The organism is Mesorhizobium sp. WSM4823 (assembly GCF_055811195.1).
Genome location: NZ_JBVVQL010000011.1, coordinates 157,700 through 174,406, shown reverse-complemented (window position 1 = coordinate 174,406; position 16,707 = coordinate 157,700). Strand labels below are relative to the sequence as shown.

The 16,707-nt window shown below is 62.6% G+C and carries 16 protein-coding genes and 1 pseudogene; 7 read left to right on the top strand and 10 right to left on the bottom strand.

Features of this window, described 5'->3' with window-relative positions:
• Nucleotides 1-50: 50 nt before the first annotated feature.
• Nucleotides 51-2,330: an NADP-dependent malic enzyme gene (locus AC0L26_RS24155; protein ID WP_473634837.1), complete on the top strand. Its 2,280-nt coding sequence runs from the start codon at nucleotides 51-53 to the stop codon at nucleotides 2,328-2,330.
• A 34-nt stretch (nucleotides 2,331-2,364) separates the two neighbouring features.
• Here the strand turns inward: AC0L26_RS24155 and AC0L26_RS24150 are convergent.
• Nucleotides 2,365-2,481: pseudogene (locus AC0L26_RS24150) on the bottom strand (IS5/IS1182 family transposase); the annotation flags it as partial.
• Between the two features lie 140 nt (nucleotides 2,482-2,621).
• On the opposite strand from AC0L26_RS24150, the gene AC0L26_RS24145 reads away from it, so the two are divergent.
• Together AC0L26_RS24145 and AC0L26_RS24140 are read left to right on the top strand one after the other, a co-directional pair.
• Nucleotides 2,622-3,452 carry an alpha/beta fold hydrolase gene (locus tag AC0L26_RS24145; protein WP_473634836.1) on the top strand — a complete coding sequence of 277 codons (831 nt, stop codon included), beginning with the start codon at nucleotides 2,622-2,624 and terminating at the stop codon, nucleotides 3,450-3,452.
• Between the two features lie 272 nt (nucleotides 3,453-3,724).
• Nucleotides 3,725-5,257: a glycosyltransferase family 39 protein gene (locus AC0L26_RS24140; RefSeq protein ID WP_473634835.1), complete on the top strand. Its 1,533-nt coding sequence runs from the start codon at nucleotides 3,725-3,727 to the stop codon at nucleotides 5,255-5,257.
• A gap of 65 nt (nucleotides 5,258-5,322) precedes the next feature.
• On the opposite strand, the gene AC0L26_RS24135 is transcribed toward AC0L26_RS24140, so the two are convergent.
• The gene (locus AC0L26_RS24135) at nucleotides 5,323-6,003 is read right to left on the bottom strand and encodes a hypothetical protein (protein WP_473634834.1); all 681 of its coding nucleotides are present in this window, start codon (nucleotides 6,001-6,003) and stop codon (nucleotides 5,323-5,325) included.
• Nucleotides 6,004-6,218: 215 nt separating this feature from the next.
• Entirely contained in the window at nucleotides 6,219-7,211 is a 993-nt protein-coding gene (locus tag AC0L26_RS24130) for an adenosine kinase (protein WP_473634833.1), read from the bottom strand.
• Nucleotides 7,212-7,393: 182 nt separating this feature from the next.
• Between AC0L26_RS24130 and AC0L26_RS24125 the strand changes: the two genes are divergently transcribed.
• Both AC0L26_RS24125 and AC0L26_RS24120 read left to right on the top strand, forming a co-directional pair.
• Entirely contained in the window at nucleotides 7,394-8,296 is a 903-nt protein-coding gene (locus AC0L26_RS24125) for a DMT family transporter (RefSeq protein WP_473634832.1), read from the top strand.
• 96 nt (nucleotides 8,297-8,392) lie between these two features.
• The gene (locus tag AC0L26_RS24120; protein ID WP_473634831.1) at nucleotides 8,393-9,103 is read left to right on the top strand and encodes a sulfate transporter family protein; all 711 of its coding nucleotides are present in this window, start codon (nucleotides 8,393-8,395) and stop codon (nucleotides 9,101-9,103) included.
• Here AC0L26_RS24120 and AC0L26_RS24115 read toward each other — a convergent pair.
• The 6 genes from AC0L26_RS24115 to AC0L26_RS24090 all read right to left on the bottom strand — a co-directional run bounded on the left by AC0L26_RS24115 (nucleotide 9,100) and on the right by AC0L26_RS24090 (nucleotide 13,658).
• Entirely contained in the window at nucleotides 9,100-10,098 is a 999-nt protein-coding gene (locus AC0L26_RS24115; protein WP_473634830.1) for a proline racemase family protein, read from the bottom strand. The two genes, AC0L26_RS24120 and AC0L26_RS24115, sit on opposite strands and share 4 nt — an antisense overlap.
• Before the next feature lie 14 nt (nucleotides 10,099-10,112).
• On the bottom strand, nucleotides 10,113-10,916 hold the full coding sequence (locus tag AC0L26_RS24110) for an isocitrate lyase/PEP mutase family protein (RefSeq protein ID WP_473634829.1): 804 nt from the start codon (nucleotides 10,914-10,916) through the stop codon (nucleotides 10,113-10,115).
• 79 nt (nucleotides 10,917-10,995) lie between these two features.
• Nucleotides 10,996-11,844 (bottom strand): hypothetical protein, encoded by an 849-nt coding sequence (locus AC0L26_RS24105; RefSeq protein ID WP_473634828.1) that lies wholly within the window; start codon nucleotides 11,842-11,844, stop codon nucleotides 10,996-10,998.
• A gap of 86 nt (nucleotides 11,845-11,930) precedes the next feature.
• Nucleotides 11,931-12,587, bottom strand: a complete 657-nt coding sequence (locus AC0L26_RS24100; protein WP_473634827.1) for an HAD family hydrolase — start codon at nucleotides 12,585-12,587, stop codon at nucleotides 11,931-11,933.
• A 30-nt stretch (nucleotides 12,588-12,617) separates the two neighbouring features.
• The gene (gene dut / locus AC0L26_RS24095; protein ID WP_352934371.1) at nucleotides 12,618-13,103 is read right to left on the bottom strand and encodes a dUTP diphosphatase; all 486 of its coding nucleotides are present in this window, start codon (nucleotides 13,101-13,103) and stop codon (nucleotides 12,618-12,620) included.
• An 84-nt stretch (nucleotides 13,104-13,187) separates the two neighbouring features.
• Nucleotides 13,188-13,658: an Lrp/AsnC family transcriptional regulator gene (locus AC0L26_RS24090; protein ID WP_352934368.1), complete on the bottom strand. Its 471-nt coding sequence runs from the start codon at nucleotides 13,656-13,658 to the stop codon at nucleotides 13,188-13,190.
• Between the two features lie 115 nt (nucleotides 13,659-13,773).
• On the opposite strand from AC0L26_RS24090, the gene AC0L26_RS24085 reads away from it, so the two are divergent.
• On the top strand, nucleotides 13,774-13,992 hold the full coding sequence (locus tag AC0L26_RS24085; RefSeq protein ID WP_352934365.1) for a DUF6356 family protein: 219 nt from the start codon (nucleotides 13,774-13,776) through the stop codon (nucleotides 13,990-13,992).
• 138 nt (nucleotides 13,993-14,130) lie between these two features.
• Nucleotides 14,131-15,504, top strand: coding sequence for an amidase (locus AC0L26_RS24080; protein ID WP_473634826.1), 1,374 nt, complete (start codon nucleotides 14,131-14,133; stop codon nucleotides 15,502-15,504).
• On the opposite strand, the gene AC0L26_RS24075 is transcribed toward AC0L26_RS24080, so the two are convergent.
• Nucleotides 15,498-16,574 (bottom strand): NAD(P)/FAD-dependent oxidoreductase, encoded by a 1,077-nt coding sequence (locus AC0L26_RS24075; RefSeq protein WP_473634825.1) that lies wholly within the window; start codon nucleotides 16,572-16,574, stop codon nucleotides 15,498-15,500. The genes AC0L26_RS24080 and AC0L26_RS24075 overlap by 7 nt on opposite strands.
• Between the last annotated feature and the right edge of the window lie 133 nt (nucleotides 16,575-16,707).

Below are 16,707 nucleotides of genomic sequence, written 5' to 3'. Positions count from 1 at the left end.
TTGCACCCGTCTCAACGAGGTGCTGCACGGGTGAGGAAATCGAAAGCATCATGGCCAGGAAAACCGAGAACAACGGACCCTCCGTCAGTGCGCAGGAGGCGCTGGAATTCCACGCCATGGGCCGGCCCGGCAAGCTGGAGATCGTCGCCACCAAACCGATGGCGACGCAGCGCGACTTGAGCCTTGCCTATTCGCCGGGCGTCGCGGTTCCCGTCCTAGCCATCGCCGAGGATCCGAGCCGCGCCTTCGACTATACGGCGCGCGGCAACATGGTCGCCGTCATTTCCAACGGCACCGCCATCCTCGGCCTCGGCAATCTCGGCGCGCTGGCCTCGAAGCCGGTGATGGAAGGCAAGGCGGTGCTGTTCAAGCGCTTTGCCGATGTCGATTCCATCGACCTCGAGGTCGACACCGAGGACGCCGACGAGTTCATCAACTGCGTGCGCTATCTCGGCCCCTCCTTCGGCGGCATCAACCTCGAAGACATCAAGGCGCCGGAATGTTTCATCATCGAGCAGCGCCTGCGCGAATTGATGGACATTCCCGTCTTCCATGACGACCAGCACGGCACCGCCATCATCTCGGCCGCCGGCCTGATCAACGCGCTGGAGATCACCGGCCGCGATATGAAGACCACGAAAATGGTCTGCAATGGCGCCGGTGCGGCAGGCATCGCCTGCATCGAACTGATGAAGGCGATGGGCTTTGCACCTGAAAACATCATCCTGTGCGACACCAAGGGCGTTGTCTTCCAGGGCCGCACCGAAGGCATGAACCAGTGGAAATCGGCGCACGCCGTCAAGACCGATGCGCGCTCGCTGGCCGAGGCGCTCGAGGGCGCCGACGTCTTCCTCGGCCTCTCCGCCAAGGGCGCGCTGACCACCAGGATGGTGCAGTCAATGGCCGAAAAGCCGATCATCTTCGCCATGGCCAATCCCGATCCCGAGATCACGCCCGAGGAAGTCGCCGAAATCCGCACCGATGCCATCATGGCGACCGGCCGCTCCGATTACCCGAACCAGGTCAACAATGTGCTTGGCTTTCCCTACATCTTCCGCGGTGCACTGGATGTGCGGGCTACCACCATCAATGACGACATGAAGATCGCCGCGGCGCGTGCGCTCGCCGAACTGGCGCGCCAGGACGTGCCTGACGACGTCGCCGCCGCCTACCAGGGCATGCGGCCGAAATTCGGCCCAAACTACATCATCCCGGTGCCGTTCGACCCGCGCCTGATCTCAGCCATTCCGCTCGCCGTCGCCAAGGCGGCGATGGACTCAGGCGTCGCCCGCAAGCCGATCCTCGATCTCGACCGCTACGCCCAGGAGCTTTCCGCCCGCCGCGACCCGATCGCTTCGACGCTGCAGCGCATCTACGACCGCGTGCGCCGCCAGCCCAAGCGTATCGTCTTCGCCGAGGGCGAGGAGGAGCAGGTGATGCGCGCCGCCGTCTCCTATGTGAACCAGCGGCTCGGCACGGCCATCCTGCTCGGCCGCGACGACGTCATCAAGGAGAACGCCAGGAACGCCGGCATCGAGATCGACAGGCAAGGCATCGAGATCATCAACGCCAGGCTGTCGCGCCGCAACGGCGTTTACACCGACTATCTGTACGAGCGCATGCAGCGCAAGGGCTTCCTGTTCCGCGACTGTCAGCGCCTGATCAACAACGATCGCAACCACTTCGCCGCCTGCATGGTGGCGCTGGGCGACGCGGACGGCATCGTCACCGGGGTCACCCGCAACTATTCGACGGCGCTCGACGACATCCGCCGCGTCATCGACGCCAAACCCGGCCACCGCGTCATCGGCGCCTCGATCGTGCTGGCGCGGGGCCGAACCGTGATCGTCGCCGACACCGCCGTCCACGACATGCCGAATGCCGAACAGATCGCCGACATCGCCGAGGAAGCCGCCGGCTTTGCCCGCCGCATGGGTTACGAGCCAAGGCTCGCAATGCTTGCCTATTCCACCTTCGGCCATCCGCAGGGCGAGCGCTCCGAGCGCGTCCAGGAAGCGGTGCGCATCCTCGACAAGCGGCGCGTCGATTTCGAGTATGACGGCGAGATGGCCGCCGACGTGGCACTGAACGCCCGTGCCATGGCGCAATACCCATTCATCCGGCTGACCGGCCCGGCCAATGTGCTGATCATGCCGGCCTTCCACTCGGCTTCGATCTCGACAAAGATGCTGCAGGAACTCGGCGGCTCCACCGTCATCGGCCCGCTGCTGGTCGGCTTGAACAAACCGGTGCAGATCGTCTCGCTTAACGCCAAGGATTCCGACGTCGTCAACATGGCGGCGATTGCGGCATATTCGGCGGGAGCGTGAGAGACCGCTCGATCCAGATCGCCAGATCGCGGCACCAGAAGATGCCGTTAAGCACGCGGCGGTCGTCGACGCGGGGCGCGCCTCGCGGCTTGTCGGGCAGGAACGGCTCGATCGCGCGCCATTCAAAGTCTGTCGGATCATATCGGCTCATTGTGAGCCTGAATCGGAGTCCGGCGCGATGGAATCAGCAAACGCTACAATAGCTTTCGCTTCGATCTGCATCGGGAAAACTGAAACCGGACATCCAGTTTTGCGTTGTCTCCCCGACTGACGCGGGTCGGAGAGAGAATCATGACGAACAATTGGCAGCTACCGGAGCGCTTCGACTTCCGTGGCTACGCGATCGCATGGGGGACGATTGGAGCAGGGCCGCCCGCAATCGTGCTTCACGGAACGCCATTTTCGTCCGTCGAATGGCGGCGCATAGCGCCGCTTCTGGGACGGGAGCGACAAATCTTCTACTTCGACATGCTTGGCTACGGTCAGTCCGACAAACCCGACGCCAACGTGTCGCGCGGCGTGCAGAGCGAGCTTTTCGCTGCCCTTTATGCACATTGGGGCGTCAAGAACCCGGACGTGGTTGCCCACGATTTCGGTGGGTCGAATGCGCTTCGCGGACACATATTGAACGAGCTTGACTATCGGAGCCTCGTCCTCATCGACCCGGTCGCAATCAGTCCCCAAGGCTCACCGCTCGTTCAGGCCGCAAAGGAGAATGAGCAGGTGTTTGCGAACCTGCCAGCCTATATCCACGAAGCTATGCTTAGGGCCTATATCGGCACCGCAGTGGCCAACGAATTACGCGAAGACGAGATGCAGCTTTACCTCGACCCGTGGCTGGGAGATATTGGTCAGAAGGCGTTTTGGCGGCAGATTGCCCAGATGGATGACAAGTACAGCCAGCAGGTTGAGCGGCGGTATGGCGAGATACGCTGCCCCGTGACAATCCTATGGGGCGAAGATGACGAGTGGATACCGATCGCCGATGGCCGGGAACTGGCAAGGCGGATAGCCAACGCGCCGTTCGCGTCCGTTCCGGAGGCGAAACACCTGTTGCAAGAGGATGCGCCGGAAGCGATTGTCGCGACGACACTGCGTTTCTGGGATACGTTGCGAACATAACCGGAGAGCAACGGTGGCTTCAAGGCGTTTCTGATCTTGATGCTGACGATCCGCAGACCACGTCATCTCGGGAATCGCCGACTAATGGGCTCACGGCCTAATCCGTGGCGATTGCGGCATCGAGATCCCAAGATCTCTGAGCTTCCCACCACGCAAAAACCCGCCGGCCGGGAATACCGTTCCGACGCTTGGGGGTAAAATCCGGCCACCGATTGTTCTCTGCTCCACAGTCGTGTAACGCCGTGCCGCTGGCACAAACGGGTGACCACATTTTGCAGAAGATAGAAGAACTGATTGATTGGTTTGCCGACGGCAAGATCGGCCGGCTTTACGCCGCGGTGCTCTTCGTCGCTCTTTATTTTGCCTTCCAAACTGCGACACTGCCGCTCCTTAGCCTTTGGGCAGGCAACGGCGTGAACATCGACGATGCCGAGCAACTGATTTATCTGCCGCATCTCGCTGCCGGCTATGGTGGTTCGCAGCCACCGCTCTACAACTGGATTGCCTGGACAGTAAGCCAAGGGTTCGGGACGAGCATCTTCAGCCTTAAACTCGTTAGATATGTCCTGCTTTTCGTCGGCTTTGCCGCCACCCACGCTGCAATGCGCAAGCTTGGCTATAAGCAGGTCACTGCCGCCGCCGCCATGTTCGGACTGATGACGGTGCCGCTGCTGTTTTGGGAAGCGCAACACAGCTTGACGCATTCGGTGGCCGCCTTCGCCTTTTGCGCGGTCACACTGCTCGCTTTTGCTTATCTCGTCGATATCAGGACGCCGCTGGCCTATGCGGGCTTCGGCCTGGCGGCCGCACTGGCCACGCTCGCCAAGTTCAATGATGTCCTCATGCTGGTAGCGTTGCTCTCGGCGGCGATGACTGTGCGCTATCGACCAGCGCTGGTTTCGCCATGGATACTGCTCAGCATGGCGGTCTTCGTGCTTGTTCTGACCCCGACGACAGTTTGGAGCTACTACCATTCGGACGCAATTTTCGCCCGTGTATCGAAGTTTGGCATAGCCGATGATGACGACGGGATGATCGGCGTCCGCGGCGAGGGGGTGTTCAAAATCATATTCGCTACCGCCTCATTCAGCATCATGACTCTATTCGTCTACGTCCTCGGCTTCGCCTGGAAACGGAGTTTCCCCCGACGCCAGGACGCTTTCAATGCACCGCGGGACAAGTTGCTTGAGCGTTCATTGCTGATGGGGCTTCTTGCTGTGCTGCTGCTGGTGCTGGCAAGCGGCAGCACGTCGTTGCGCAACCGCTGGCTGCTGCCGGTTCTTTTCCTGCTGCCGCTCTATCTTGCCGCACGCATGGAAAGGCTGGGCGAGTTCGGCCGGCAGGTTCAGCGCTTCGTAATCGCCTTGGCTGTCGTTATAGCTCTGCTTGTGACACCGTTCACTTGGTATGCGCAACTGATGGGCGGGGGAGGCAAATCTCGCACCGCAAGACTGGACTTCAAAGAGCTCTATTCCGATCTGCGGGCCACCGGGCCGGTGCGCACGATACTCGGCAGTGCCTCGTGGGTCGGGAACTTCCGCCTCGCCGAGGGCGACCTCGTGCTGCTCAATCCCGAGGTTCCGGAGCTGAAAGAGCTGCTCCAGGAGCCTGCGGTGTTGATGTGGCTGGACGAAGGCCAGCCTGACCCGGCAGTCGTAGAGCTCTTGCGGCAAACAGACTACGAGCTCAGCAACCAAACCGGTACGCTGATCGGCAAAGAACTGTTCGGGTCCACATCGGGCCGGCGCATCTATTTCGCCCGCCTTCACAAGCGCGGTTCGGCGGGCACAAGCGCACAAGATTGAATGTAGTCAGGGATTGCCGCTTGTACCCACCGCAGGTGTCGACCCTTAGCATCGGGTAGGGCAGTTCAATTCCAGCCGCGGCAGCTCTGATAGGCATGTCGCCAATAGCGCCAGCCGGTCGTCTTCCACTTCCAGAATTCATAGCCGCAGCCGCCATGGTCGGAAGCGGCGATCGTCACGCCGCCCCAAAACCAGGAGCCGTGCTTGTGGTGACCATGGTGATTGCCGTGGTGGCCGTCGTGGTCCTTGCCGGGTTTGCATCCGAACACCTTGCAAGGCAGATCCTTGCGCTTATGCTTCAGGATCGGTGGCTTGGCTTTGCAGCTAATTACCGCGCAGTCGATTTTCGCATTTATCCTGGGGCGGATCTTATCGCCAAAGGACGGCAGTTTGCCTGTTGGCCTGAAGGTTTGGATGCGACGGGCGAGGCGCGTATGCGGCATCGCCGAATTCTGCTTCACCGCCTGTGAAACGCCGTGTTTCATCTTGAACTTGTTTTCTTCGGCCTGGGCGCCGTTGGTGACGGCCATGGCCCCGATGATCGTGGCCAGCAGCAAAACGATGCCGGCGAAACGATGTTCGATCCTGAACATCGATGTCAGGCGCGCCATGCCTTTGGCCGGCGCGGTCGATCTATCCTGGCGCGCGTGTGCCACCGCGCCGGTGTAGAGTTTCTCGTACTGCGTCAGCGTCAACGCGCCAGGATCGACGCCGCTGAAAGCGACGACTGTTACGGGAGTAGACATCTTCCTGATCCTTCAGTTGGTTGGCGGCCTCGACCGCGGAGCCGTCCCGACGGGTTCGCTCCATAGCGCGGCTTTTCGCCCCCGGATGTTTCGGACGAATGCCGAAATCCGACTGAAGTGTTTCAATTGTTGACCCGTGCAGTGCGCCCGTTGGCAGTGCACTCGGCGTCGCGCCCATTCCCTTCTCCTACAAGAGGAGAAGGAAAGAAGGGGTTCTACAGCAACCCTGCCTGCTCAGCCTCTTTGCGCAAATTCTGCCTCGGCCTTGGGCCGAGCTGCTGGATCACCAGCCCGGCCGCCAGTGAGCCGAGATTGCCGCAATCCTTCAGGCTGCGCCCTTGCGTGTAGCCATAGAGGAAGCCCGCGGCATAGAGGTCGCCGGCGCCTGTGGTGTCGACCAACTCTCGGATTTTAGTCGCCTCGACGGTGACGGTCTCGTCGCCGCGCACGATGACCGAGCCCATTTCCGAGCGGGTGACCGCGGCTATCTTGCAGTCCTTGCGGATCTGCGCCAGCGCCTCGTCGAAGGAGGCGGTCTGGTAGAGCGACTTGATCTCGTGGCTGTTGGCAAAGACGATGTCGACGGTGCCCGAGCGCATCAGGTCCAGAAACTCGTCGCGGTAGCGGTCGACGCAGAACGAATCCGACAGCGTCATCGACACTTCGCGGCCGGCGGCGTGCGCGAGCTTCGCCGTCTGCCGGATCGCTTCCTTGGCCCGCGGCGGGTCCCACAGATAGCCCTCGAAATAGGTGACCGCCGCACCGGAAGCCTTGTCGGCCTCGACGTCCTCCGGCCCGAGTTCGATGCAGGCGCCGAGATAGGTGTTCATCGAGCGCTCCCCATCGGGCGTGACGAAGATCATCGAGCGCGCCGTCGGCGGCTCGCCGTTGAGCGGTTTGGTATCGAAGGCGACGCCCTGCGCATGGATGTCATGGGCGTAGATCTCGCCGAGCGGGTCGTTCGAGACCTTGCCGAAGAAGGCGGCGCGCCCGCCGAAGGAGGCGACGCCCGCCGCCGTGTTGCCGGCGCTGCCGCCTGAGGCTTCGATGGCCGGGCCCATGCGGCTGTAGAGCAGTTCGGCGCGCCTGGTGTCGATCAGGTTCATCGCGCCCTTGATGATGCCGTTGGTCTCCAGGAACGCCTCGTCGCACTGGGCGATGATGTCGACGATCGCATTACCGATACAAAGCACGTCATAGTTCGGCATCAATGATGTCTCCGCGAAAAACCACTGGCCTTCTGCCACGCCGGCCGCGGGCGGGTCCAGCGATTTGATGCGGCTTTGCCTAGCCAACAATCACTGTTGGACAATCATCGAAGCATTTCTTCCGTGTCTTGCTTACCAGGGTGGCGTAGTCGATCAATGTCCCCAAAGGTTGCGAACCCGCCATGCCTGCAAAAACCGACATGAAGACCGAGCTGGCGCTCCTCGTTGCGCTCGCGGTGCTGTGGGGTGCTTCCTACACCTTCATCAAGATCGGCGTCGAGACGATCCCGCCGGTAACGCTGATCGCCGCCCGAACCTTGATTGCGGGTGGAATTCTTCTCGCCCTCCTCCGCTGGCGTGGCCTGACGCTGCCGCGCGATGCCGCCAGCTGGCGTCGGTTCGCGTTCCAGGCATGCCTCAACAGCGTTGTGCCGTTCACGTTGATAGCCTCGGCCGAGCGCTCGCTGGACGCCGGCCTGGCCACGATCCTGAATGCGACCTCGCCGATCTTCACCTTCCTGCTGACCGCGCTCATCACGCGCCACGAGCCGGTGACCATGCGCAAACTGTTCGGCGTCGGTGCGGGAATAGCCGGAATATGCCTCATCGTCGGCACCCAGGCGCTTGGCGGTCTTGGTCACCAATTGTGGGCGCAGCTTGCGGTCGTCGCGGCGACGGTCTGCTACGCAGGTGCTGCCATTTTCGGTCGCGGCTTCAAGGGCCTCGATCCGATGATCCCGGCCGCCGGTTCGATGCTTTGCGGTGCCGCAATACTCGTCCCCCTCAGCCTTGTGTTCGATCGGCCCTGGGCGTTGGCGCCGTCAACGGCCTCGATCCTTGCCCTGCTCGGACTTTCGGTTTTTTCAACCGCACTGGCCTTCTGCATTTATTTCCGCCTGATCCATACGCTGGGCTCCGTCGGCACCACCTCGCAGGCCTATCTGCGCGTGCCGATCGGCGTCGGTATCGGGGCCGTGTTCCTCGGCGAAAGCCTTGGGCCGACGGCGTGGTGGGGAATGGCCCTTGTTGTCGCCGGCGTGGCGGCGATGACCATTCCTGTCCGCAAGCCGGTGCTTGCGCGGTAGGTTGCGTTATCAGCGGCAGTTGCGCTGATGATTTGCCTTTCCTATCTCGAGGGCGTCCTGCCCAAACGGGCGCGTTGCATATAGGTTTGAAACGCCATGATACTCGACGCCGCCCGCGCCGCCCTGAGCCGGCTGTTCTCGCCCGAGTTTCGTTCGGTTTTCATCAAGACGCTGGGGCTCACCTTGCTGGCGCTGCTGGCCTTGTGGTTCGGGTTGACGAGCCTTGTCGAGTGGCTGGCCTTGCCATGGTTGGAGTCCCTGATGCCCGGCCTGCCGTCCTGGGCCGGCTGGCTGGGCGGCATCATCGCCGCCATCGCTCTTGCCTTCGGGATGGCGCTGCTTATCGCGCCGGTGACGGCGATCATTGCCGGCCTGTTTCTCGACGATGTCGCCGAAGTGGTCGAGCGCACCGACTATCCCGGCGATCTGCCCGGCCGCGCCGTGCCGGCACTGCGCTCGCTGGTGCTGGCGATAAAATTCTTCGGCGTCGTCGTCCTCGGTAACATCGTCGCCTTGCTGCTTTTGCTGGTGCCGGGCATCAACATAGCTGCTTTCTTCATCGTCAACGGCTATCTGCTCGGACGCGAATTCTTCGAATTCGCCGCCATGCGCTTTCGCCCGGAGGCCGAGGCACGGGCATTGCGCAGGAAATATGCCGGCGCGGTGTTTCTCGCCGGGCTGCTCATTGCTGCCTTTCTTGCCGTGCCGCTGCTCAACCTTCTGACGCCGCTGTTTGCCGCCGCCATGATGGTGCATTTGCACAAGGCGATCAGTGCGCGAGAAGCGGCCCGGTCCTCAAAATCCTAGCGCAGCAGAAAACCCTTGCCCAACTCGTCGTCGGGCTCGACGATGAATTCGGCGCGCCCTGAGTAATAGGCGCGGCCGCCGACACGGGCAATGATGGCGTCATGCGGTCCGGCTCTCGCGGTCCTCATCACACTACCGGAAAAACGCGAGCCGGCGATGCTCTCGAAGGTCCGCACCTGCCCGGTCGCGATCCCGCCCTTGGCATGCATGGCCGCCAGCCGTGCGGTGACGCCCGAGCCGGTCGGCGAGCGGTCGACCTGGGCCTCGGCGAAGACGCAGATGTTTTTTGTCGCCTCGCTGGAAAACGCATCCCTTCCGTCGGTCAGGATCGTGCCGTAGAGAAAGGCGAGGTCCGCATGGTCGGGATGCGACAAGGGGAACTCGGCCTTCAGTTTGTCGGTCAGCGCCGTCGCCGCATCGACAAAATCACGCACGCGGCTCCTGCCGAATTCCAGCTCGAACTGGCGGCAATCGGCCAGCGCGTAGAAGGCGCCGCCATAGGCGATGTCGAAGCCGATCGCACCGAATCCCGGCAATTCCACCTCCTGGTCGCGGGCAAACAGAAAGGCCGGCACGCTTTCGAACGACACAGCACCTGCCCTGCCGTCTTGCACCTCAACCGAGGCGACGACCAGCCCGCACGGTGCTTCGATGTTAACCGTCGTCAGCGGCTCCTGTCGCGCCACCAGCCCCTCGTCGACGGCATAGCGGCCGAGCGCGACGATGGCGTGGCCGCACATCGTCGAATAGCCCTCATTGTGCATGAACAGCACGGCGAGGTCGGCGCCGGGCAGATCAGGCTCGACCAGCAGCGCGCCATACATGTCGTAATGGCCGCGCGGCTCGAACATCAGGATCTTCCTGAGGTGATCGAAGTGGTCGCGCACATAGGCGCGTTTTTCCAGGATCGTGCCTTTTGGAATTTGCGGATAACCGCCGGTGACGATCCTGAGCGGCTCGCCGCCGGTGTGCATGTCGACGACGGTGAGCGTCATGCTTCGGTGCCTGTCTAAGCCGAAGATTTGGCAAACAACGCCTGCAGCTTGCCGAACGGCATGGCGGCGCGGCTGAAGCCGAAGGTTCCATCCTGCTGGATCTCGCGCGCCGCCGTTTCCAGCATGCCGAAAGCGAAATTGGTCAGTCCCGACCCGAGCGAGATGCGTTTGACTCCCGCCATCGCAAGGTCGGCGACGGTGAAGCCCGGGCTCGCCAGGACATTGACCGGCTTGGTCAGCGCCGAGCAGATGGTTCGCACCGTCTCGATGTCGCTGATACCAGGCGCATAGAGCACATCGGCGCCGGCCTTCTCGAAGGCTTGCAGCCGTTTGATCGTGTCGTCGACGTCAGGCTTATCCCACAGAAAATTCTCGGCGCGCGCGGTGAAGACGAAATCATGCTTCAGCGCCCGTGCCGCCTCCGCTGCGGCGGCGACGCGCTCGACTGCATGCGAAAAATCGTAGATCGGCTTGTCGGGTTCGCCGGTGTGATCCTCGATCGAGCAGCCGGCGAGGCCGGCCGCTTCGGCCGCGAAGACAGTTTCGGCGGCACTTGTCGCGCTGTCGCCCTTGCCCTTCTCGAGATCGGCCGAAACCGGTAGGTCGGTCGCCGCCGTCACCTCGCGGCAATGGTGGATCATCGCCTCGAAAGTCACCGCGCCGTCGGGCAGACCGCGCGAAAAGGCAAAGCCGGCGCTGGTCGTTGCCAGCGCCTTGAAACCGAAAGAGGCCAAAAGTTTCGTCGTGCCGACGTCCCACGGGTTGGGCATGACGAAGATCGAGTTATGCAGGTCGCGAAAGGTTTTGCCCTTGTCCATGGATGCATTCCTTCATCTGCGGGGTGTGAGGCCGGATGCTATCGCGCCGATTTGCGGCGGGCAAACGAATGCGATTGGTTCAGAAGCGATTGGCGTTCTCTGCTGCCAATTTGTCCAGTGCGTCGGAATCCTTGACGTATGCGGCCCTGTCCCAATGGTAGGTGACGGAAATATCGCGCGAGGAAGCCTTGGGCGCCGGATCGTCGCAGCTTTCACCATTCGGCACCGTGGCATCGGTCACCGTGGCCTTGATGGCCGCATAGGGCTGGCCGTCCGCAACGGTCTGAAAGGCCAACTCCTGCGTGCGCTTATAGGCGCAGAGGTTCTCGTTGAACGTGTAGATCATGTCGATCAGTTCGAACCTGTCGTCGCGGACCAGGATCAGCGGCGTGCTCACATAGCCCTGGCTCGAATTGAAATGCGTGCTCAGGGTGATGATGGCGTCATCGCTGGGCCCAATCGGCAGCTTGCCCGGCTCGCTGAAAGAGGTGCTCCGGTCGACGGCGACATTGACGACGTCTAGCAGTTTCGGCTTGCCGGCAAGATCGTAAAGCGCCAGCACCGCGAACCCCTCGGCGCTGTCGGAGGAGCTGCCGAGGTCGAACAGCATGGCCAGCCGATCCTTGCCGCCGGCCTTGATGTCGAGCACGGCGGCGTTGGAGAGGCCCGGCATTTCGGGCGGCGGGCCACCGCTATCCGAACCCTCGATATGGCGCATCTCGACCGGCATGGAACCCCGGTAGAAGCCGTTCTTGTCCGCCGCCAGATCGGGAATGATCATCCTGGCGAGGTCGAGATAGGTCTTGTCCTCGTGGCCGGGGACGGCGCTGCCGAGGTCTGGGAAGCTGACGCCTTGCGCACCGGCCGCAGTCCACAGATACGGCAGCAGCAAACAGGCGAAGATGAAGCGAAGCAGGATGGAACTCATGCGCTGGGCGCCTCCCACTGTCGAGCGTTCGCAAGCTAGCACGGACAACTGAGGCGTACAGCCGGATAAGAAGCCTGAATATCAGGTTAGTGGATCGGCACCAGTCCGGCCAGCGCGCGCATATCGTCGAACAATATGCCGCCGGCCTCGGTCAGGCCGTCGCGATCGGTATGCGGGTCGCCGTGATAGGAAAATACCCGCATGCCGGCGGCAATGCCGGCCATCGTTCCGGCGACACTGTCCTCGATGACGATGCAGTCTGCCGGCGCAAAGCCCATCGTATGTGCGGCATGCAGGAAGAGGTCGGGGAACGGCTTTCCGCGCGAGACCATGGTCGAGCTGAACAACGCATGCGCGAACAGCGGCAGCAGACCTGTTTGGCCGAGCGTGATGTGCATTTTCGAAACCCGCGCCGATGAAGCGACGCAAGTTGCGATGCCGGCCGCATGCACGACTTCGATGAACTCCCTGACATAGGGGACGGCTTCGACGCCGTGCGCGAACAGGTCCGGCAGGCCGGCGTTCCAACGCTCGACGAAATCCGCGCCGAGGCTGACGCCGGTCGCCTCGACTTCTTTTTGCACCGAGACCATGGAGCGGCCGGAGAAATTCTTGCGGCAAGATTCGAAGGTGGCCGGGTAGCCGGCGGCGCTTAGCCATTCCGCGAGGCGCCGATTGGCCAGGTTCTCGGTGTCGACCAGAACCCCGTCGCAATCGAAGATGACGAGCTTGGGCATTCTCATTTCACGATGCTCATCTGATCACGATGCTCATCAGGCCGTGCCGGTCGATCCGAACCCACCCGAGCCGCGCGCCGTGCCGCCGGCCAAGGTGCGCTCTTCGACCGTCGCCTGCGTCACCGGGGCGAAGACGATCTGGGCGATCCGCATGCCGCGCGTCACCGCGAAATCCTCGTCGCCGAGGTTGATCAGCAGCACCTTGACCTCGCCGCGATAGTCGCTGTCGATAGTGCCCGGCGTGTTGAGGCAGGTGAGCCCATGCTTGTAGGCAAGGCCCGAGCGCGGCCGGACCTGGCCTTCCATGCCTTCCGGAATCTCCAGGATCAGCCCGGTCGGCACCAGTGCGCGTTTTCCCGGCAGGATCAGCAGTGGCCGGTCGTCCGGCACCGCGGCGCGCAGATCCATGCCGGCGGCGCCCGGGCTTTCATAGGCAGGAAGCGGCAGGCCTTCGCCATGCGGCAGCCTGACAAAGCCGACGGCCGGACCGATGACGGAGGAAGTGTAGATTGCTGCGCGCATAGGGCTGATCCTATCGCTGCCAACGCCGATTCGGTCAACTCGGCAGCAATGCTATCAACGGCTTTCTTTCAGCGCAGTTCCACGTCAGCGCAGTTCTACCGGGACGACCGTCGTCTCCTTGATCTCCTCCATGACGAAGGAGGCCGAAACGTCCGACAGCGCCACCTTGGCGATCAGCCGCTGATACAGCCGATCGTAAGCCTTTACGTCCGCGACGCGGGCTCGCAGCACATAATCGAGATCGCCGGACATGCGGTAGACGCCGGTGATCTCGGGAAAACCGGTCACTGCCGACCGGAATTTTTGCAGCCAGTCCGGATCGTGATTGGAGGTCCGGACCAGGATGAACACCGAGAGGCCGAGACCGAGCTTGTCCGCATCGACCAGCGCCACCCGGCCGGTGATGACGCCGTCTTCTTCCAGGCGCTTGACCCGACGCCAGCAGGCGTTGCGCGACAGCGACACCCTTTCCGACAGTTGGTCGACCGACAGTGTGCCGTCGCGTTGCAGTTCGCCCAGCAGTCTTCGGTCGATTTCATCGATTTCCAGCGCCATGTGGGACGTTTGTCCCAATAATCGGCCAAGGACAAGGATATTTTGGGACCAATGAAGCGGTGAGGCGTGTCAAGATATTCAAATTCGGGACTTCACGCGCTGAAAGGGGACCAGCATGACCGCACGGCTCGCAAGACTTTTCACCTCTCATCCGGCTTCGGTGGGCGAAACCTATTTCGGCCATATGGCTTTCGCCGCGTGGTTCTCGTCGCGACTGTTCATGGCGGCATTCGCCGCGCTCATTCACGCTTTCCTGCCGTTTCTGTGCGATTCCACGGCAAGCCGTATAGTTCGCGAACTTTACGAGCGGACGCACAACAGGGGGTCGCGGTGAAGCTGGCGCTGGTCGGCTAAGCTCTGCGCAATCCCGATCAAGCGATGCCGGCCACCGAATGCTGAACTTGGCTTGAAGCCGCGCCGCAATCTGCCATTTGGTGAGACGAGCGCTGCCAGCTAGCCGGGAGCATTGGTCATGGACCTCGTCTTTTCCTCTACCACAGAACTGGCTGCCGCCATTCGCGACCGCAAGATTTCCGCTGTGGAAGCGCTGGACGCGTATCTGGCCCAGATTGACAGACACAACGAGGCGGTCAATGCGGTCGTCACGCTCGACAGGGAAACGGCTCGCGCTCGCGCTGAGAAGGCCGACGAGGCGCAGGCGCGGGGTGATGTTCTCGGGCCGTTGCACGGCGTACCGTTCACGCTGAAGGACACGCATGAAACATCGGGGATGAAGACCACGGTCGGCTTTCCGCCCTTTGCCGACTATGTGGCGAGAGAAGACAGCCCGGTCGTTCTCAGGTTGAAGGCGGCCGGCGGCGTGCTGACGGCCAAGACAAATGTCGCAACGATGCTGGGCGACTGGCAGTCGGACAATCCGCTGTTCGGTCGCACCAATAATCCCTGGGACCTCTCGCGTACATCAGGCGGTTCCAGCGGTGGCGCTGCCGCAGCGCTCTGCGCCGGGATGACGCCGTTCGAGGTCGGCACCGACATGCAGGATTCGATCCGGCTGCCGGCCGCCTTCTGCGGCGTCTACGGCCTCAAGCCGACAGAGCATCGCGTCTCCTTAGCCGGCGCCTTTCCCGATCCCGGTGGCGTACCGCGCGGCGTGCGGCTGATGTCCTGCCTTGGACCGCTGGCGCGCAACGTCGAAGATCTGGCGCTGATCCTGGGGATCATTGCAGGACCGGATGGCGGCGACACCGACCTTGCGCCGGTGCCGGTCGAGGGTATGCCGAAGCTAGATCTCAAGACATTGCGCATCGCCTTTGCTTCGTCCTTTCCTGGTTTGCCGGTGGCCAACGAAATCTGCGCCGCGGTCGAAAGTCTGGCCGAGCAACTCAAGTCAGCGGGCGCGACCGTCGAGGAAGCAAAGCTACCGAAGCTCGACTGGCACGACGACCTGGCTGAGGGCGGCGCGCTGATCGGCATGATGCTGGAGGCAACGCAGCCTGAACCGCCAAAAGAACCGACACCGGTCTCGCGCTGGTTCGAGGCGCTCGGCCGCCGCGATCGGTCAATCCTTGCCTGGGAACGGTTTTTCCAAGAATGGGATGCGTTGCTGTGCCCCGTTGCTATGACCACGGCCTTTCCGCATTGCGAGCCGGGAACACCGATCAAGGTCGATGACAAGGAGCAGAGCTACTGGATGCTGCCGGCCTATGGCGCGGTGTTCAACTATAGTGGCCAACCCGCACTTTCGCTGCCGTACGCGCAGGATCGTGACGGCCTGCCCATTGGTCTGCAGCTGGTCGGCAGACGCTGGTCCGAATCGCGGCTGCTCGGCATCGCCAGGGCGATGGCGCCGCTGACCGGCAGTTTTCGACGGCCGTCAGGCTATTGAGCGAAGCGCGCCAGCCCATAAGGCTCAAGCAGCGGATCGCGCGCGCCGTCGAGGATTTCCCGTGAGGCGAACAGGCCGACGGCAGGCGCCAGCGTGATACCCGAATGCATGACTGCGACGTAGAGTCCGCTCACGCCTCGAGCACGTCCGATGATCGGAAAGCCGTCGATCGGCGTCGGCCGGTAGCCGACCGTATGAAAATCCAGTTCCAGCCCGTCGGCGCCGCGCAGCATGCTCTTCATCGCTGCAAACAACTCGCGGGCGGTGGCTGCGGCATCCATGCCCGGATCGGCACCGCCGAAATCCGAGCCGGCGATGATACGGCCTTCCGCCGTCTGGCGCATGTGCAGCCGGTCCCCGATCACCAGCCCGTTGAGCAGCTTTTCGTAGGGGCGTGAGTGGACGATCAGGCCGGGCGGCGTCTCGATCGGCAGTTTTATCCCAGCCGTCGCCGCGATTGCCGGAGAGCCGCCGCCAGCCGCAATCACCACCTCGTCGGCGGCAATCGGTCCCGTGGATGTATCGACGCCGGTAATCCTGCCATTGGTCTGTATCAGCGCGCTGACGGTCGTGCCGGTCATCACCCGCGCGCCGCGCAGTTCGGCGTCGGCCAGTAATGCCTGCGTGGCGGCGACCGGTTCGGCGACGCCTTCCCCGGGCACATGCAGGGCGAAATCGGGAAGCTCGGCAAGATTGGGCTCGATGCGTGCGGCTTCCGCACGGTCGACGCGCTCGATGCCGTAACCCCAGCCGGAATGCTCGGCGGCATAGGCTTCCAACTCGGACGGCGGCAGGTCCCAGCACAGGCCGCCGCACCAGGCGAGCGGAATGCCGGGAAGGTCCTGCGCCAGCCGCGTCCATTCGGCCATCGAACGGGTGCGGAGCCGGAAATACGGTTCAGGATTCCCCCAACTGGCATTGATCCAGGCAAAGGAATTCGGCGTGGCGACGCCGCCGGCGCCGCTGTCGGCAACGACCATCACCTTCGCGCCGGCCTTCGCCAGATGCCAGGCGATGGACGCGCCGATAATGCCGGCCCCGATGACGATGACTTGTTTGGCTGCGCTCATGGATGGTCCTTTATCGAATCGGATCTTCTGATGTTGTTGCGGCGATCCTATCTCAAGACCGGATGAAGGCGTTCGCCCAAAACTGTTCGACAGGCTACAAAAGCGCTGCTAAAAGCCCGCGCACCACACGGGA

Excerpts from the sequence above, each read along its gene's own strand:
- AC0L26_RS24090 (WP_352934368.1), bottom strand. The coding sequence starts at position 13,658 with ATGGCGCTGGAAATCGATGAAATCGACCGAAGACTGCTGGGCGAACTG.
- AC0L26_RS24080 (WP_473634826.1), top strand. The coding sequence starts at position 14,131 with ATGGACCTCGTCTTTTCCTCTACCACAGAACTGGCTGCCGCCATTCGC.
- AC0L26_RS24110 (WP_473634829.1), bottom strand. The coding sequence starts at position 10,916 with ATGGACAAGGGCAAAACCTTTCGCGACCTGCATAACTCGATCTTCGTC.
- AC0L26_RS24105 (WP_473634828.1), bottom strand. The coding sequence starts at position 11,844 with ATGAGTTCCATCCTGCTTCGCTTCATCTTCGCCTGTTTGCTGCTGCCG.
- AC0L26_RS24115 (WP_473634830.1), bottom strand. The coding sequence starts at position 10,098 with ATGACGCTCACCGTCGTCGACATGCACACCGGCGGCGAGCCGCTCAGG.
- AC0L26_RS24135 (WP_473634834.1), bottom strand. The coding sequence starts at position 6,003 with ATGTCTACTCCCGTAACAGTCGTCGCTTTCAGCGGCGTCGATCCTGGC.
- AC0L26_RS24075 (WP_473634825.1), bottom strand. The coding sequence starts at position 16,574 with ATGAGCGCAGCCAAACAAGTCATCGTCATCGGGGCCGGCATTATCGGC.
- AC0L26_RS24130 (WP_473634833.1), bottom strand. The coding sequence starts at position 7,211 with ATGCCGAACTATGACGTGCTTTGTATCGGTAATGCGATCGTCGACATC.
- AC0L26_RS24145 (WP_473634836.1), top strand. The coding sequence starts at position 2,622 with ATGACGAACAATTGGCAGCTACCGGAGCGCTTCGACTTCCGTGGCTAC.
- AC0L26_RS24120 (WP_473634831.1), top strand. The coding sequence starts at position 8,393 with ATGATACTCGACGCCGCCCGCGCCGCCCTGAGCCGGCTGTTCTCGCCC.
- dut (WP_352934371.1), bottom strand. The coding sequence starts at position 13,103 with ATGCGCGCAGCAATCTACACTTCCTCCGTCATCGGTCCGGCCGTCGGC.
- AC0L26_RS24155 (WP_473634837.1), top strand. The coding sequence starts at position 51 with ATGGCCAGGAAAACCGAGAACAACGGACCCTCCGTCAGTGCGCAGGAG.
- AC0L26_RS24085 (WP_352934365.1), top strand. The coding sequence starts at position 13,774 with ATGACCGCACGGCTCGCAAGACTTTTCACCTCTCATCCGGCTTCGGTG.
- AC0L26_RS24125 (WP_473634832.1), top strand. The coding sequence starts at position 7,394 with ATGCCTGCAAAAACCGACATGAAGACCGAGCTGGCGCTCCTCGTTGCG.
- AC0L26_RS24100 (WP_473634827.1), bottom strand. The coding sequence starts at position 12,587 with ATGAGAATGCCCAAGCTCGTCATCTTCGATTGCGACGGGGTTCTGGTC.